Origin of the sequence: Larkinella bovis (genome assembly GCF_042655385.1) — a bacterium.
GTDB lineage: Bacteria > Bacteroidota > Bacteroidia > Cytophagales > Spirosomataceae > Larkinella > Larkinella bovis.
On the sequence record NZ_JBHSMA010000006.1, the window covers coordinates 16,230 to 32,395 of the forward strand.

Genomic DNA, 16,166 nt, shown 5'->3' on the forward strand with positions numbered 1-16,166 from the left:
TCATGATGTGAGAAGATCGACCAACGATAAAAGACGCAGACCCTCCTTCGGTCGCTTGCTGTTTCGCTCAATTCTATCTTCTCCGGCGTGTATTTGTTGTTTTACGGGTACGCGTTTACTCAGCTACTAACTTATCAATCAATCGGTTAAAATCTGCGACGAATTCGTCGTAGTATTTTCCGGTGCCGGGTCCGCTGAAACCGGTATGAATCTGACGGACGACGCCTTTTTTGTCGATTATAATAGTCGTCGGAAAACCGACGACGCGATTGAGCATGGGCAGGGTTTTCGACGCTTCGGCTTTGTCGCTTGTTCCTGCCAGCACGACGGGATACTCAATCTGGAAGCGTTCGATCAGGCGTTTGAGTTTCGGGGCGGATTCGGCCAGGTTCGCCGATTTTTCGTAGGCCAGGCCCACAATCTCGACGCCCCGGATTTTGTTCTTTTTATACCACGGACTCAGGAAATTAGTTTCATCCATGCAGTTCGGACACCAGGAACCGAGAATCTGCACGACGACAACTTTGTTCTTAAACCGGGCGTCAGTCAGCGAAACCGGTTTGCCGCCGGGGTCCGGAAATGTGAACTGGATGGTTTTATAACCCGGTTTCAAATACGTCAGGCTCGTGGCATCCGGCAGTTCGGCTTTCGGATCAAATCGCGCCGTCCAGCTTTCGTACCCACTTTCGCCCGACCAGAAACCGCCTTCCAGCGTATTGTCGGCCTTCCGTCTGGCTTTAAACAGGTACAGGTGCGTCCCGTCGAAGGTGGAAAGCAGCAGGCTGTCGCCCACTACGTTTCCTTCCAGAAACCGGTAATCGCCCGTGGTGGTCAGAAAGGTTCCTTTCAGTTTCGACCCGTTCTGCTCGAAAATTCCGACCGCTTCCGTCGAGTCCGTCCCGGAGCGAAACATCGTGGCCCATTTCCCGCTAACGTCGATTTTCGGCGGCTGCGTATCGGGCGTAAACCGGTAGGTCAGACCGTGCCGGGCTTCAAACGGCAACGAGGTGTAGTTCTGGGCGATCCGCCGTCGGCGCCAGAAACCCCGGAGCGTATTGCCCGTCACTTTGGCCCGGATTTCGGCCTCAAAAATATCGATGGTCAGCCGAATGGAATCACCCTTCAGCGTCACGTTATCGAACGGCAGCCGCTCCGCGCCGTTGAGCGCGAAAGCCGTGTAGCCCGAACCGGCTGCGGTAATTTCCAGCCCAAAGGGTAACGCCCCGCCTTTGCTCTGCAAAACCGCCCGCCAGACCCCGGTTTTGAGGGACGAACCCGATTGGGCCTGACCCAGAAAAGGAATCCCGCCCAGGACGACAGCCAACAACACAACGATTTTCTTCATACAATAAAAAAAAGCAGATCCGTTTTTTCGGGGGGTAGAAATAGGGGCGGTTTTGTTAAGTTTGTAACGGATGAAGATTTTGTTTTAGTTCCGAAAAGGATTTTGAAACAAACGGTAAATTGGAATTCTACCCAAAAAGATCGAAAATCTTCTGTAATTTTTACGTAAGTTCTGATCGATAAGCCGATTACGGAAATAATGACAGTGACCAATTACCACGAACCGGTTTTGTTGCAGGCTTGCGTAGAGGGGCTGAACCTCAAACCCGGCGGCATTTACGTCGATGTAACGTTTGGGGGCGGGGGCCATTCGCGCGAAATTCTGCGGCAGTTGCCGTCGGCACCGGGTTTGTCCGGCCAGTTAATTGCTTTTGATCAGGACCCCGACGCCCGGGCCAATGCCGACGCCATCGACGACCCACGACTGACCTTTTTGGCGGCTAATTTCCGGCATTTGAAGCGGTATTTACGGTTGTACAAAATCGAGCAGGTCGACGGGATTCTGGCCGATCTGGGGATTTCGTCGCACCAGATCGACACGCCCGAACGCGGTTTTTCGACCCGGTTCGATGCCGATCTCGACATGCGCATGAGCCAGTCGGGGGAGTTGACGGCCCGCAAAGTGATCAACGACTACCCGGAGGATCAGTTGCACAAGATCCTGGGCATGTACGGCGAGGTGATCAACGCCCGGACGCTGGCGGGGGCCATCGTGTCGAGCCGGGTGAACCGCCCGATCGAAACCATCAACGACCTGAAGGCGGTTTTGCAGCGCTACGCCCCCCGGGGGAAAGAGCATAAATATTTTGCGCAGGTTTTTCAGGCGCTGCGCATTGAGGTCAATCAGGAACTGGTTATTTTAGAAGAATTTCTGACGCAGGTTCCGGAGGTGCTGGCGCCGGGCGGGCGGCTGGTGGTGATGGCCTATCATTCCCTGGAAGACCGGCTGGTGAAGAACTTTATCAAGTCGGGAAATTTCCGGGGCGATATTGAGAAGGACTTGTACGGCAACGAACTGAAACCGCTGCGGTCGATCACCCGCAAACCGGTGGAAGCGTCGGCGGAGGAAGTGGATCGCAACCCGCGGGCCCGCAGTGCCAAACTCCGGATTGCCGAAAAGGTGTAGGAAGGCCAACCACCGGGAAAGGGCCGGGCGAAAAGACGAGAAGAAACTTGGTTACCGATATGGCACAAAACACGTACAAAAGACCGCCTAAGGCACCCATTGAAAAGAAAAAAAAGGAAAACCGGGTGCTCAATTACCTGAACCAGACCGTTGGGTTCGACCGGCTTTTCGGGGAAGATAACGCCTGGCCGATTAAACATTTTGAACGCATCATGTGGATTTCGTTTCTGCTGATTGTCTACATCGGTTTCAACCATAACGCCGAACGGCTTGTGCGGAACATCCAGCGGGTCAAAGCCGTGGTGGACGAGAAACGGGCCAAATACACGACACTCCAGGCCGACTTTATGAAGAGCGGGAAACAGTCCGAAATCAGCAAACACGTGATCGCGACCGGTTTGACGGAGCCGGTGACGCCACCGCTGAAAATCGTGGTTAAACAGGAGGAAACGCAACCATGAACGTCAAAAAAGCCATTTTACGCCGGGCAACGCTGGCTTCCGTGGCCATTTGCCTGTTCGCGCTGGCCGTGATTGGCAAGCTGGTGCGGGTGCAGTATTTTGAAAAACAGGATGGGCGTTTGTGGAAAGACCATATTGCGCAGTACCATATCAAGAAAGATACACTCCGGGCCACCCGGGGCAATATTATTTCGCGCGACGGGAGTTTTCTGGCCACGTCCTTACCGTATTATTATGTCGGTATTGATCCCCGCGTGGCAAAGGCCGACTCATTCGACAAAAAAATTGACTCGCTGGGGATGCTGCTGGCTCGCAAATTCGGCGAACGGTCGCGGGATGAATACACCTACATGATTCGGAAAGCCCGGGAAAATGGCCGCAAATATGTTTTACTGAGTCGGAAAAAAATCACCTTTCAGGAACGGATGGAAATGCAGACCTGGCCGTTTTTTCGCCGGGATCGCTCGAAAAGCGGTTTGGGGGGCGGGAAATTTGACCCGGTTTACCAGCGGTATCATCCCTACGGCCGGATGGCCCTGCGGACGGTTGGTTACCTGAACCCGGAAAATGGCCGCGGTTTGGTGGGGCTGGAATCCAGTTTTCAGCCCGAACTGGCGGGTAAAGACGGCGTCGGGCTCGTCGAGGTGTTGTCGGGCGGAGTGCAGATGCCGGTCGAAGACGGTTCCGATATCAAACCGGAGCCGGGGCTGGATATTTACACGACCATCGACGTTAATTTTCAGGACATGGCCGAAACCGCCCTGCTGCACGGGCTGGAAAAATACGAAGCCGAACAGGGGTGCCTGATTGTGATGGAAGTGGAAACCGGCGAAATCCGGGCGATGGCCAATCTGACCCGGAAGAATGACAAGTATGTCGAAAACTTCAACCACGCGCTGGCGGGCGGCACCGACCCCGGTTCGACGTTCAAACTGCCGACGATGATTGCTTTGCTGGAAGAGAAAGCCGTGCGGCCCGATCAGATGGTGCATACGGGTGGGGGCGTGGTTACGTACTACGGCCGTCGGATTTCCGACGCCAAACGGGGGGGGCACGGCAGCATTACCGTGCAGCAGGTTTTTGAAAAATCATCGAACGTCGGCATTCACATGCTGATGTATAATTTCTACAACCGGCCCGAAACCTACTGCCGCTACATGCGCCGGTTTCGGCTCGATAAACCGATTGGGCTGAAACTCAACGGGGAAACCAAGCCGGTGGTGCCCAATCCGCAGTCGCCGGGCTGGAGCCGCCTGTCACTGAACTCGATGGGAATCGGGTATGAACTGAAACTGACGCCGTTGCAGATGCTGACGTTCTACAATGCCGTCGCCAACGACGGCAAGTGGGTGCAGCCCATGCTGGTCAAGCAGGTCCGGCGGGCCAACGAGGTGGTCAAAGAATACGAACCGTACGTGGCCCAGGAACCCATTTGCAGCCAGACGACCATCCGGCAGGTGAAAAAAATGCTGGAAGGCGTCGTTGAACGCGGGACGGCGAAGAAGAGCCAGAGTCCGCATTACCGGTTTGCCGGAAAAACCGGTACGGCTCAGAAGCTCATCAACGGGCGGTACCAGGTCGGGAAATATTATACGTCATTCATCGGGTATTTTCCCGCCGAAAAGCCGAAATACAGCATTGCCGTCGTGGTCGATTCGCCCCGCGGGGCCAATATCGATCTGTTATACGGGGGCAGCGTTTCGGCCCCGGTTTTTCGGGAAATTGCCGACCGGATTTTTGCGTATGACATTCAAATGCACCGGCCCATTGCCCTGGCTTCCAAGGCTCCCCGGCAGTCGGGGAAAGGCATCCGGGCCGGTTTTGCCGAAGACATTCGCACCATCGGTGCCGAACTCAACATGGACGCCCAACCCGGTCCGGATGGCTGGGTGAAAGCCGATTCGCAGGGACGAACCACCCGCTGGGTGAACCAGCCGGCGGAAAACAGGGTGCCTGACCTGCGCGGCATGACACTGCGCGATGCCCTGCATCTGCTCGAAAACCGGGGGTTCCGGGTGCGGTTTGAAGGCTACGGCAAAGTCATCGACCAATCGGTTCCGCCGGGCGACCCGTTGCCGCATCCGCGAAAAATCACGTTAACTTTACGGCAAAGTGCGCGACCGGATACGCTGGTGGTGGCCCTCACTAAAAAAAATCAAGCCGGAAGATAGGTTAGACGGGCCGATCTTTCAATCGTATTATGCAGTTAACCAATCTCTTGTATAAAGTACCACTGCAATCGACCTCGGGAAACATGAGCGTCGATGTGATGAAATTGACGATGGATTCGCGGCAGGCGGGTCCGGGGAGTTTATTTGCCGCCATTCGGGGGACGCAAACCGACGGCCACCAGTTTATCGACAAAGCCGTTGAACAGGGTGTTACGGTCATTCTCTGCGAGGAACTGCCCGACAACCGGGCCAACGATGTCACCTACGTTCAGGTGCAGGATACCAGTTACGCACTGGGCTTGATGGCGGCCAATTTCTATGAGCATCCTTCCCAAAAACTAAAGCTGGTCGGCGTCACGGGTACCAACGGCAAAACCTCAACGGCGACCCTGCTGTTCCGGTTGTTCCGGCAGCGCGGTTACCGGACCGGTTTGCTCTCCACAGTCCAGAATCAGATTGACGAAACGGTGATTCCGGCGACGCATACAACGCCCGACACCATTGCGCTCAATGAACTATTGGCCCAGATGGTTCAGCGCGGTTGCAGCCATTGTTTTATGGAGGTCAGTTCGCACGCGATGGTGCAGCACCGGGTGGTGGGCTTGCACTTTGCCGGAGGGATTTTTACAAACATTACCCACGATCACCTCGATTTTCACGAGACGTTTGATAATTACATCAAGGCTAAAAAGAGCTTTTTCGACCAGTTACCGGCGTCGGCCTTTGCCCTGACAAACCTCGACGACAAGCGCGGTCTGGTGATGTTGCAGAACACGGCCGCGCGCAAGGAAAGCTATTCGCTGCAAACGCTGGGTTCGTTCAAGGGCCGGATTCTGTCGGAAGGCCTGTTTGGCATGCAGATGGACGTTGACGGGCGGGAGGTATGGTTCAAACTGACGGGCCGGTTTAATGCCTATAATTTGCTGGCGGTTTACGGCGCTGCGGTTTTACTGGGCGAAGATGCGGAGGAGGTCCTGACGCAGCTTTCCAGTCTGGCCAGTCCGCCGGGACGCTTCGAGATGGTGATTTCCGACAACAAGATTGTCGGCATTGTCGATTATGCCCACACGCCCGACGCCTTGCAGAACGTCCTGGAAACCATTGCCGGACTGCGGCAGGGCAACGAGCAGGTGATTACGGTGGTCGGTTGTGGCGGTAACCGGGATGTTACCAAACGCCCTATAATGGCCGAAATCGCCTGTAAATTCAGCGACCGGGTGATTCTGACGTCCGACAATCCGCGCAACGAAGACCCGATGGCCATTCTGGAGCAGATGCAGGCCGGTGTGCCGCCGATTCATTTCAAGAAAACCCAGACCATCGTGGATCGGCACGAAGCCATTTTTCAGGCCGTTGCGCTGGCTGGCCCGCACGATGTTGTGCTGGTAGCCGGAAAAGGGCACGAAACCTATCAGGAAATAAAAGGCGTAAAATACGATTTCGACGACCGCCAGGTGCTCCGCGAGGCCTTTCAACAATCGATATCAGAAAAATAACCGGGTGGTTTTGATCGTCAGATGGTTAAGTGGCTGAAGGGTTAAACAGCGAACCGCATTGAGGAGCCGTTAGCCATCAACCCAGTCAACCAGCCCTTTCATCATCAAAGCCATTCAACTACTCCAACTGTATGCTCTATTACCTTTTTACCTACCTCGATCAGCATTTTGATTTTCCGGGCGCCGGGGTTTTTCAGTACTTATCGTTTCGGGCGGGCGCGGCCATTACGTTGTCATTGATGATTGCGGCGGTGTATGGCCGACAAATCATTGATATGCTGCGGAACCTGCAAATTGGCGAAGAGATTCGGGATCTGGGGCTGGAAGGGCAGATGCAGAAACGCGGTACACCGACGATGGGCGGTTTTATCATCCTGGCATCGCTGGTTTTTCCGACGCTGCTGTTTGCCAAACTGACCAACGTATACATTGTGCTGCTGCTGGTTTCGACGGTCTGGACCGGTCTGATCGGGTTTATCGACGATTACATCAAGGTATTTCGGAAAAATAAGGAAGGGTTACAGGGTAAATTTAAGGTGGTCGGGCAGGTCGGGCTGGGGCTGATTGTGGGGTTGACGCTGTATTTTAACGAGCACGTCAAAATCCGGGTTTATAAACCGGGTCTGATCAACACGTCGATCGGGCAGGTTGAAAACGGGGCGTTTCAGGACATAAAATCCATGTCGACGACGGTGCCGTTTCTGAAAAACAACGACTTCAATTACAACGCTTTAATTCCGGACTTTATTCCCGACGAATACACCTGGATTCTTTACGTTGCGATCGTAATTTTCATCATTACGGCGGTTTCCAACGGGGCCAACATCACCGACGGAATCGACGGGCTGGCGGCCGGAACCTCCGTCATCATCGGTCTGACGCTGGGCGTATTTGCGTATCTGTCGAACAACAAACTGTTTTCGCAGTACCTAAACATCATGTACATCCCGAATTCGGGCGAAATGGTGATTTTCTGCGCGGCTTTTGTGGGGGCCTGTGTCGGTTTTCTCTGGTATAATTCGTATCCGGCGCAGGTTTTTATGGGTGATACGGGGAGTTTGATGCTGGGCAGTATCATTGCGGTGCTGGCGCTGGCGACCCGGAAAGAGCTTCTGATTCCGATTATGTGCGGTATTTTCCTGGTCGAGCTGGTGTCGGTCATCATGCAGGTCAGTTATTTTCGGTACACCAAACGACGATTTGGGGAGGGCCGCCGGATTTTCCTGATGTCGCCCCTGCACCACCATTTTCAGAAAAAAGGCTACCACGAAGCCAAAATTGTCACCCGGTTCTGGATCGTCGGAATTATTTTGGCCGTTATTTGCTTAGTGACGTTGAAGCTTCGATAACGTCAGAGGTTTGTAACACTTCAAATTCCTGACGACATTGAAAAAGAACGCGGAACCTTTAGTGGCCGAAATTGCCCTCAAACAGGACCGGATGCTCGGTCAGATCGGCATGATCGTTGACCAGGTATCGCTGCATACCGTGCGGCTGGACGATCTGACCCGACGGTGAACAGTACCGAAAAGAAAATTGATTCACTGGCCAACGGGCTGGCCACAGTGACCCTTGACATAAACCGATTGAACCAGCGGTTTGAACAATTTGAGCAGCGCCAAAGCGGCCTGGAACAGCGCCAAAGTAATCTGGAGCAGCGGCAAGGCAGGCTCGAAGAAGGCCAGAATCGACTGGAACAACGGTTTGATCGCTTTGAGACCCGCCTGGAGAAAGTGGACCAGACGCAGGAGCTTATTTTGCTGGTATTGAAAGAACACCTGAAGTAAGCCCAAAGGCTCATAACAGCTCCTCTGCCTGTCCTTTCCTCCTTTTTCTTAATATTCTGTTGTAATTCAGAAATATAGACTCTATATTTGCACTCCCGTTTTCGGACGGGAGTTTTTGTGTATAGCGCAAGTATTTGTCTATCAATATATAATCTCCCATAATCAAGTGGATACGTTAAGCTACAAGACCATTTCGGCCAATAAAGCGACGGCGCAGAAAGACTGGGTGGTCATTGACGCGGAAAATCAGGTATTGGGTCGGTTGGCAAGCCAGGCCGCAAAAATCATCCGCGGCAAGAACAAGACCAACTTTACGCCGAATGCTGATTGCGGTGACAATGTCATCATCATCAATGCCGAGAAAATTAAACTGACCGGTAAGAAACTGACCGACAAAGTGTACGTTCGTCACACGGGACACCCGGGTGGTCAACGCTTCCGGACGCCCCGCGAAATGATGGCCAAAAATCCGGCCTTCATTCTGGAGCACGCCATCAAAGGCATGTTGCCGAAAAACCGCCTGGGCAGCCGGTTGTTTACCAACCTGCATGTGTACGCCGGTGACAAGCACCCCCACGCGTCGCAACAACCGAAAGAAATTAAACTGGATTATTAATAATAGAGGTAAGACGTAAGGCAAGAGACAAAAGAATCCATCGACAGCGTCTCTTTTCTCTCGTCTTTCGTCTCATGTCTTAAACAATGGAACGAATCAACGCATTAGGTCGCCGGAAAACCGCCGTGTCGCGCGTGTACCTGTCAATCGGTACGGGCAGCATTGTGATTAACGGCCGAGATTACAAACAGTATTTTCCTACGGAGGTTCTGCAAATCGTTCTGAAGCAGCCGCTGGCAACCATCAATGCGCCGGAAGGCTACGACGTAAAAGTGAACGTTCGCGGGGGTGGTATTTCCGGTCAGGCGGAGGCAACCCGGATGGGGATTGCCCGGGCGCTGTGCGAACTGAATCCGGAGTTCCGGCCTGCTTTGAAAAAAGAAGGCTTCCTGACCCGCGATTCCCGCATGGTAGAACGGAAAAAATACGGTCGCGCCAAGGCTCGTCGCCGGTTCCAGTTCTCGAAACGTTAATTTTTATCGTTTAATGTTTGAGCGTTTAAGGGCTGGGGAGCTCCGCACTAGCGGGCAAATCCGTTAAACTTTAAACGTCAGACCTTAAACGAATCTTGTCCAGGCCGCACTTGCCTGATGCCGACGTGCGGTGCTGCGTATTCCTTTTTTCATTCTTTTATTTCAACTCTTAAAATGGCACAAGTAGAGTACAAAGATCTTCTGGATGCGGGTGTACACTTTGGTCACCTTACCCGGAAATGGGATCCCCGGATGGCACCGTATATCTTCATGGAGAAAAACGGTATCCATATCATTGACCTGAACAAAACGCTGGCGTCGATCGACGAAGCAGCCGCTGCTATGAAAGGCATCGTCCGTTCTGGCCGCAAGGTCATGTTCGTCGCTACCAAAAAACAAGCTCAGGAAATCGTTACGGAAGAAGCGCGTCGCCTGAAGATGCCGTACGTAACCGACCGCTGGCTGGGTGGGATGCTGACCAACTTCGCTACGATCCGGAAATCATTGAAGAAGATGCAGGGCATCGAAAAATTGATGAAGGATGAGACGACGTACAAAACGCTGGCCAAGCGGGAGCGCCTGACGGTTTCGCGCGAAAAAGATAAACTGGAGCGTGTATTGGGCGGGGTAGCCGATCTGACCCGTCTGCCGGCCGCCTTGTTTATCGTTGACGTGAAGCGCGAGCACATTGCCGTTGCCGAAGCCAAACGACTGGGCATCCCGGTTTTCGCCATGTGCGATACCAACTCCAACCCGGACGAAGTCGATTTCCCGATCCCGGCTAATGACGATGCGTACAAATCCATTCGTCTCATCACGCTGGCCATTGGTAAAGCAATTGAAGAAGGTTTGCTGGAGCGGAAGCAGGATAAAGACGATCAGCGTCTGCAGGAAGAAGAAGAAGCGAAACGTGCTGAGGATGTTAAGCTGGCACAGGCTGAGGGAGAAAGCACTGTGGAAGATGCAGAAGTCAGCCCGGTTGTCGCGGAAGATTCAGAAGATCAGCAGGATTAAGACTATCGAAGAGCAACGATGTTGCCAAGCCTATAAATATCGGATAGCCCGTAGCCTCGCTATGGGCTATTCCGTTTCGGAGTAACGGTTCGGAACCTTACGCCAAAACCGTTCACGCCACGACCACAACTAATTTGATCAAGAACTGACAATTACTTAACAAACAATGGCAATTACCGCACAAGACGTTAACAGACTCCGGCAGGAAACAGGTGCCGGAATGATGGATTGTAAAAAAGCACTTACGGAAGCCGATGGCGATTTTGAAAAAGCCAAAGACATTCTGCGGAAGCAGGGTCAGAAAATTGCCAGCAAACGGGCCGATAACGCCACATCGGAAGGCATCGTACTGACGCACGTTAGCCCGGACGGTAAAACCGGCCGCGTAATTGGCCTGGCCTGCGAAACCGAACCGGTATCGAAAGTAGCCGATTTCCAGAACCTGGCCATGGCAGTAATGGATAATGCCGTAACTGCCAAACCCGCTACCAAAGAAGAGCTGCTGGCGTTGCCGCAGGGCGACGGTCGTTCGTTGCAGGAGCATATTACGGAACTGATTGGGAAGATCGGTGAAAAACTGGACCTGATCGCTTACGAAGTGGTAACGGCGGAGCAGGTAGTGGCCTATAACCACTCCAACGGTAAACTGGGTGTACTGGTCGGTCTGGACAATGCCAACGGTGCGGAAGTAACCGAGGTAGGCAAAGACATTGCCATGCAGATTGCCGCCATGAAACCGGTCGCTATTGACAAAGACGGCGTGGATGCCAGCATTGTAGAGCGCGAAATCGAAATTGGTAAAGATCAGGCCCGCGCCGAAGGAAAACCGGAAGCCATGCTGGAGAAAATTGCCATGGGTAAGCTGCAGAAATTCTACAAAGACAATACGCTGCTGAACCAGGAATTCGTGAAGGATTCGTCGCTGACCATTGCTCAGCTCCTGGCGAAAACCAGCAAAGGATTAACCGTTTCAGCGTTCAAACGCATTGCGATCGGCTAACAGCCGCATACGGTTTTTCGGGTTTAGTATAAAAAAGGTTCAGCCAGGCAGGCTGAGCCTTTTTTTATGATATATACTGGTTTTTATTTTTATTTGTACACTCAATGCGTCTTTGCGTCTATATAGTAACAACAAAGATATTTTTCGCAGCAAAATAGGTTGTGGGCGTTACTTTATCATTTTTAAGCGTCTTATATATGATTGCATCGGTAGATGTCAAGCGAATGTCTGATGAAGAGCTGGTCAGGCTCTATGTGGATAAGCAGAGTAACCGCTACTTTGAACTTCTTTACAGCCGATACAGCGATAAGGTGTACCGGAAATGTCTGATGTTTACCAAGGACCCGGTCAAAGCCGAAGATTTTACCCACGACATTTTTCTGCGGTTGATCATGCGGCTGGGGAGTTTTAAGGAACAATCCCGGTTTTCGACCTGGCTTTTTTCGATTACGTACAACTATTGCACCGACCAGATGCGGACCAACCGCAAAAAGGCCGAAGTCGCGATGGATGATGACCTGGAGGTGCTGGACGACAGCCCGGATGAGGATCTGGTGGAAATGGAAGCCCAGCGGCTCAAGTCGGCCCTGGGTTATCTCACGATAGAAGAACAGAGTTTACTGTTGATGAAATACCAGGATGAGGTGAGCATCAAGGAAATTGCCGATATTCATAACCTGAGCGAAAGTGCCGTTAAAATGCGGTTGAAACGGGCGAAGGAAAAACTGAAGAAACGCTACCTGGAAACCCTGATTTTCCTGACGCTGCTGCTGGCTAAATTGATCGCCTGGACAAAATTGAATAAATAAGTTGGCCTACAAAGTTGATTAAATCACGCAATGGAATCGTTGTATAACGTTTTTAAAGAGATTGAGCTACCTGATGCCTGTCCACCCAATGTAAAAGATGAATTAGTATCGGAAATCGATCTGATCCGTAATTCGCTCTCCGTCGTGGGCGTGTACGTCGATGATCTGGTTGGGGTTGCCTCCGCCCTGGTTTCCGTTTTTAATCTGCCTGCCAAACCGTAACAAGGATACTTTTCTATGGATCGCATTCCTGCTTTCATCGATATTCTGATCAATACGTTTACGACGTTGATCAACCAATTTATCGATTTCGTCCCCCGAATTATTGGTGCAGCTTTCATCATCGCGGTCGGCTTTGGGGTGGCCAAGGCAATCGCTCTGCTGGTCTCAAAAGTCATGGAACGTGTCGGAATCAATCGAATTGGGGATCGGCTGATTGAAATCGACTTCATCAAACGGCTGAAAACCGAAATCAAACTGAGCGACATCATTGGCAAGGTACTGTATTACTTTGTATTACTGATCTTTCTGATGGCGGCCACCGAAACGCTCGGGGTTTCGGCGATTACCGAAATGGTCAAATCGCTGGTCGATTTCATTCCCCGTCTGATTGCTGCGGCCATTATGCTACAGGTTGGCGTTCTGATTGCCGATGCGTTGAAGGGAGCCGTAGTGACGCTTTGTCAGTCGTTCAATATTGCGTCGGGAAAGCTGCTGGGCATGATTGTCTTCTTTTTCTTCCTGATCATTACGCTGATCAGTGCGCTGGGGCAGGCAGGCATCAATACCGAGTTGCTCGAATCCAGTTTTAACTTGTTGATTGGCGGTATTATTCTCGCTTTCGCTATCGGCTACGGGATTGCCTCCCGCGATGTCATGGCAAACATCCTTTCGTCGTTTTATAGTAAAAACCGGTTCTACGAAGGCCAACAGATCCGAATTGGCGAAACAAGAGGGACCATTATCCGGATTGATACGACCTCGTTAACTCTCCAGACGGGCGATACCGTCACCATCATTCCGTTGCAAAGTCTTCAATCGAATAACATAGAGGTATTTGATTAATCGATCCGGTAGTTTAGCTAACCGATCTGTTTCTTTTATGAAAAAGCTTTTCGTCCTGTTTCTTGCCGTGAGTTGCACTACCGCAGCAAGGGCCCAAACCCGGCTCGACTCGATCAAAATTGTACCCATCGATACGGTTTATTGGAAGCGTTCTGCCCAGGTTGGGATCAATCTCAATCAGGGATCCTTTAGCAGCAACTGGAAAGGTGGCGGTGTTAATTCGGTAGCATTAGGGGCGTTTTTCAACGCCAAATCGGATTACATGCAACGGCGCTTTAACTGGACGAGCGAAGTGGCCCTGCAATACGGGATCGTAAAAAACGAAGGGCAGGACTCCCGCAAAAACGTGGACCGGATCTTTCTGGATACCAAAGTCGGGCATCGGCTGAGCCCGGTCTGGCTGGCTTTTGGAAACATCAATTTTCAATCGCAGTTTGCCACCGGTTATCGGTATGAAACACTGCCCAGCGGGGGTGAGCGAAATGTGTTGATTTCTAATTTCTTAGCGCCCGGTTATCTGACTGAATCCATCGGTCTGGAATATAAGCCCACGACGTATTTCAATTTGCAGTTTGGCCTGGGAACCATCCGGCAAACGTTTGTGATCGATGATGCGGTTACGGTTGGAGAACCCACGCGCTACGGCGTCGCCCCCGGCAAAACCGTCCGCAACGAATTCGCCTTTCAACTGATTGCCAACTTCGACCGTAACATCGCCGAGAACCTGAACCTGAAAGCACGGTACCAGCTTTTTGCCAATTACGCCACCCTGAACGCCATCGATCACCGACTTGATGTGTCGCTGACGGCGAAAATTAATAAGTATGTGAATGTCAATCTGACGGGTATCGTGTTATATGATCAGGATCAGGACAACGCCATTCAATACAGCCAGGGGCTGGCCATCGGCTTTTTGTACGCATTTTAGGATTTCGGTTTTCAGTGGCCGTAAACCGAAACCCTAGGCCGCTTCGGAGGAGGTCCCATAAACCGGCGGAATCACCAGTCGGTAGTAGGTGCCATTGCGGTTGCTGACTTCCAGCTGTCCGCCCGCTTGTTCACTCAGCGACATAATTAATCGCTTGCCAAACGAATGGGTCGGTTGCTCCCAGCGCCGGAGATCCAGGCCGGCACCATTATCCTGCACTTCCAGCGTTAACTGGGGACGCACGAGATTCGGCTGATTAAACGTATCGGCTGATAACCGGATTCGCAAAAAAGGCCGCTTGGCTTGGCTGAAAGCATATTTAAAGGCATTGGTCAGGATTTCATTCAGGATCAGTCCGAGCAAAACCGACAAATCGACATCAAGTTCTTCCTGCTCAATAAGCAATTCCCAGTCGAAAGAAGAGCGATCGTACCCGTAGGCCAGGAGCAACCCGTCGAACAGGTCGGTAATATACTCCCGCATATTGATGGCCGATACATTGTCGGTCATATAAAGCCGTTGATGAATCAACGCCATCGCTTCAATTCGCTGTTGCCCGTCCCGTACAGCCTGTAGCGCTCCTGCATCGCCCAACCGCTTTGATTGTAGCCGGAGCAGACTGGAAACAATGGCCAGGTTATTCTTGACCCGGTGGTTCAATTCACGCAGCAGAATTTTCAGTTGTTTCGATTGGTCCGAAATCTTCTGGTGGCTTTCCGAAATAATCCGGTTATTTTCCATCAGCCGGGCGTTTGTGCGCCGGATGGTCCGGTATTGCCAGAACAACAGCCCCAGCAGTCCGATCAGAATAGCCAGCCCACCACTCAACCAGCTCAACTGGGCGGATTTCTGGCTGTTTTCCTTATCGAGTTCCCGGATCTGATTTTCCTTCTCCCGGGCCTGATAACGGCTTTCGGCCATAATCAACTGACGGGATTTCTCGGCATTTAGCACACTGTCGCGGTAGGCGGTTTTTTGACGAAAAAATGCCAGCGCCTGCCGATCCTGCCCGCGTTTCTCGTAAATGCGCGTTAAAATGTCATAAATTTCCTCCCGGATTTTTAGCCGCTCCGGGCCATTTTCGCTCCATTTCAGTGCCAGTTGGGCGTATTTTTCGGCTTCGTCCGGGCGGTTTAACAAGAGCAGCGTATTGGGCAGGTTGACGTAGACGTACCCTTTCAGATAATCGTCTTTATGCTCTTCCGCGTACCGGAGGCACTGCCGATAAACGCGCTCCGACTGGGCATACTGACCGGCATTTTTATATTCGATGGCGCGATTGAACAGGGCGGAAATGTATTCTTCTCCGCTGGCCTGATAAATGGCAATCGCTTTTGCATTATAAGCCAGTGCTTGCTGGGAGTTGGAGCGGCTATCTTCCAGATTGGCCAGTTCCGCGTAAGCATCCGCCATCAGAACAGGCTTGTTATGCTGCTGGGCTAACCGGAGTCCCTGACGATAATACTGCTCAGACAGCTTTAGATTGTTCGATGAAAAATACACCTGCCCGATGCGTAACAAAACCAATATTTTCTGGCTCGCGAATGCGGATTTCTCCAGGTGATCAAGTGCTTGCTGGAAAAACTTCAGCGCTTCCGCAAAATTTCCCTGATCGATTTCCAGCATCCCCAGCGAGGTGAATACCTTACTGATCTGTTCGGCATTCTTGACCTGTTCAGCAATGGTCAGGGCTTCCTTGAGAGCCATCTGAGCCTCACCAACCCGCCCCTTTTGCAGCATCGCGTGGGCAAAATTCCGGTATTCCAGAAGCTGGACAGTATCCGGTTTTTGGGCCAGGCTGGTTTTTAGTGTATCGTAAGCCGTGTGTAAAGGGGGTTGGGCTTGCGTTAAGTGCAAAAAGAAAAAACCGGCCCAA

17 protein-coding genes are annotated in these 16,166 nt (G+C 52.0%); 15 read left to right on the forward strand and 2 right to left on the reverse strand.

The annotated features are described in order from the left end of the window. Positions 1–115: 115 nt before the first annotated feature. Positions 116–1,345: a TlpA disulfide reductase family protein gene (locus ACFPMF_RS18245; protein WP_379848002.1), complete on the reverse strand. Its 1,230-nt coding sequence runs from the start codon at positions 1,343–1,345 to the stop codon at positions 116–118. 204 nt (positions 1,346–1,549) lie between these two features. Here ACFPMF_RS18245 and rsmH point away from each other — a divergent pair, with 204 nt between their 5' ends. The 15 genes from rsmH to ACFPMF_RS18320 all read left to right on the forward strand — a co-directional run bounded on the left by rsmH (position 1,550) and on the right by ACFPMF_RS18320 (position 14,290). Beyond that, positions 1,550–2,470: a 16S rRNA (cytosine(1402)-N(4))-methyltransferase RsmH gene (rsmH, locus tag ACFPMF_RS18250; protein ID WP_379848402.1), complete on the forward strand. Its 921-nt coding sequence runs from the start codon at positions 1,550–1,552 to the stop codon at positions 2,468–2,470. A 59-nt stretch (positions 2,471–2,529) separates the two neighbouring features. Continuing rightward, a complete protein-coding gene (locus ACFPMF_RS18255) occupies positions 2,530–2,931 on the forward strand; it encodes an FtsL-like putative cell division protein (RefSeq protein ID WP_379848004.1) in 402 nt (133 codons plus the stop codon). Further along, on the forward strand, positions 2,928–5,102 hold the full coding sequence (locus ACFPMF_RS18260) for a penicillin-binding protein (RefSeq protein WP_379848006.1): 2,175 nt from the start codon (positions 2,928–2,930) through the stop codon (positions 5,100–5,102). Before ACFPMF_RS18255 ends, ACFPMF_RS18260 begins: the two co-directional genes overlap by 4 nt. Positions 5,103–5,131: 29 nt before the next feature. After that, the gene (locus ACFPMF_RS18265; protein ID WP_379848008.1) at positions 5,132–6,598 is read left to right on the forward strand and encodes a UDP-N-acetylmuramoyl-L-alanyl-D-glutamate--2,6-diaminopimelate ligase; all 1,467 of its coding nucleotides are present in this window, start codon (positions 5,132–5,134) and stop codon (positions 6,596–6,598) included. 131 nt (positions 6,599–6,729) lie between these two features. Beyond that, the gene (gene mraY / locus ACFPMF_RS18270) at positions 6,730–7,947 is read left to right on the forward strand and encodes a phospho-N-acetylmuramoyl-pentapeptide-transferase (RefSeq protein ID WP_379848010.1); all 1,218 of its coding nucleotides are present in this window, start codon (positions 6,730–6,732) and stop codon (positions 7,945–7,947) included. A 37-nt stretch (positions 7,948–7,984) separates the two neighbouring features. Then, the gene (locus ACFPMF_RS18275; RefSeq protein ID WP_379848012.1) at positions 7,985–8,116 is read left to right on the forward strand and encodes a hypothetical protein; all 132 of its coding nucleotides are present in this window, start codon (positions 7,985–7,987) and stop codon (positions 8,114–8,116) included. Continuing rightward, a complete protein-coding gene (locus ACFPMF_RS18280) occupies positions 8,113–8,385 on the forward strand; it encodes a hypothetical protein (RefSeq protein WP_379848014.1) in 273 nt (90 codons plus the stop codon). Before ACFPMF_RS18275 ends, ACFPMF_RS18280 begins: the two co-directional genes overlap by 4 nt. Positions 8,386–8,551: 166 nt before the next feature. Further along, entirely contained in the window at positions 8,552–9,001 is a 450-nt protein-coding gene (gene rplM / locus ACFPMF_RS18285) for a 50S ribosomal protein L13 (RefSeq protein ID WP_379848016.1), read from the forward strand. An 86-nt stretch (positions 9,002–9,087) separates the two neighbouring features. Next, positions 9,088–9,474: a 30S ribosomal protein S9 gene (gene rpsI / locus ACFPMF_RS18290; RefSeq protein WP_379848018.1), complete on the forward strand. Its 387-nt coding sequence runs from the start codon at positions 9,088–9,090 to the stop codon at positions 9,472–9,474. A 174-nt stretch (positions 9,475–9,648) separates the two neighbouring features. Then, positions 9,649–10,488 (forward strand): 30S ribosomal protein S2, encoded by an 840-nt coding sequence (gene rpsB / locus ACFPMF_RS18295; RefSeq protein ID WP_379848020.1) that lies wholly within the window; start codon positions 9,649–9,651, stop codon positions 10,486–10,488. A gap of 166 nt (positions 10,489–10,654) precedes the next feature. Then, positions 10,655–11,488 carry a translation elongation factor Ts gene (tsf, locus tag ACFPMF_RS18300; RefSeq protein ID WP_379848022.1) on the forward strand — a complete coding sequence of 278 codons (834 nt, stop codon included), beginning with the start codon at positions 10,655–10,657 and terminating at the stop codon, positions 11,486–11,488. A 197-nt stretch (positions 11,489–11,685) separates the two neighbouring features. Further along, the gene (locus ACFPMF_RS18305) at positions 11,686–12,297 is read left to right on the forward strand and encodes an RNA polymerase sigma factor (RefSeq protein WP_379848024.1); all 612 of its coding nucleotides are present in this window, start codon (positions 11,686–11,688) and stop codon (positions 12,295–12,297) included. A 30-nt stretch (positions 12,298–12,327) separates the two neighbouring features. Then, a complete protein-coding gene (locus tag ACFPMF_RS18310) occupies positions 12,328–12,519 on the forward strand; it encodes a hypothetical protein (protein ID WP_379848026.1) in 192 nt (63 codons plus the stop codon). A gap of 15 nt (positions 12,520–12,534) precedes the next feature. Then, a complete protein-coding gene (locus ACFPMF_RS18315; RefSeq protein ID WP_379848028.1) occupies positions 12,535–13,362 on the forward strand; it encodes a mechanosensitive ion channel family protein in 828 nt (275 codons plus the stop codon). A gap of 37 nt (positions 13,363–13,399) precedes the next feature. After that, complete coding sequence (locus ACFPMF_RS18320; protein ID WP_379848030.1) at positions 13,400–14,290, forward strand: DUF3078 domain-containing protein; 891 nt, start codon at positions 13,400–13,402, stop codon at positions 14,288–14,290. A 33-nt stretch (positions 14,291–14,323) separates the two neighbouring features. Here the strand turns inward: ACFPMF_RS18320 and ACFPMF_RS18325 are convergent, their stop codons facing one another. Continuing rightward, a complete protein-coding gene (locus tag ACFPMF_RS18325) occupies positions 14,324–16,147 on the reverse strand; it encodes a histidine kinase dimerization/phosphoacceptor domain -containing protein (RefSeq protein WP_379848032.1) in 1,824 nt (607 codons plus the stop codon). Positions 16,148–16,166: the final 19 nt, after the last annotated feature.

Bases quoted from the DNA above. Each gene is read 5' to 3' on its own strand.
- ACFPMF_RS18265 (WP_379848008.1), top strand. From the start codon at position 5,132: ATGCAGTTAACCAATCTCTTGTATAAAGTACCACTGCAATCGACCTCG.
- ACFPMF_RS18305 (WP_379848024.1), top strand. From the start codon at position 11,686: ATGATTGCATCGGTAGATGTCAAGCGAATGTCTGATGAAGAGCTGGTC.
- ACFPMF_RS18315 (WP_379848028.1), top strand. From the start codon at position 12,535: ATGGATCGCATTCCTGCTTTCATCGATATTCTGATCAATACGTTTACG.
- ACFPMF_RS18260 (WP_379848006.1), top strand. From the start codon at position 2,928: ATGAACGTCAAAAAAGCCATTTTACGCCGGGCAACGCTGGCTTCCGTG.
- mraY (WP_379848010.1), top strand. From the start codon at position 6,730: ATGCTCTATTACCTTTTTACCTACCTCGATCAGCATTTTGATTTTCCG.
- ACFPMF_RS18255 (WP_379848004.1), top strand. From the start codon at position 2,530: ATGGCACAAAACACGTACAAAAGACCGCCTAAGGCACCCATTGAAAAG.
- rpsB (WP_379848020.1), top strand. From the start codon at position 9,649: ATGGCACAAGTAGAGTACAAAGATCTTCTGGATGCGGGTGTACACTTT.
- tsf (WP_379848022.1), top strand. From the start codon at position 10,655: ATGGCAATTACCGCACAAGACGTTAACAGACTCCGGCAGGAAACAGGT.
- ACFPMF_RS18310 (WP_379848026.1), top strand. From the start codon at position 12,328: ATGGAATCGTTGTATAACGTTTTTAAAGAGATTGAGCTACCTGATGCC.
- ACFPMF_RS18320 (WP_379848030.1), top strand. From the start codon at position 13,400: ATGAAAAAGCTTTTCGTCCTGTTTCTTGCCGTGAGTTGCACTACCGCA.
- ACFPMF_RS18245 (WP_379848002.1), bottom strand. From the start codon at position 1,345: ATGAAGAAAATCGTTGTGTTGTTGGCTGTCGTCCTGGGCGGGATTCCT.
- rpsI (WP_379848018.1), top strand. From the start codon at position 9,088: ATGGAACGAATCAACGCATTAGGTCGCCGGAAAACCGCCGTGTCGCGC.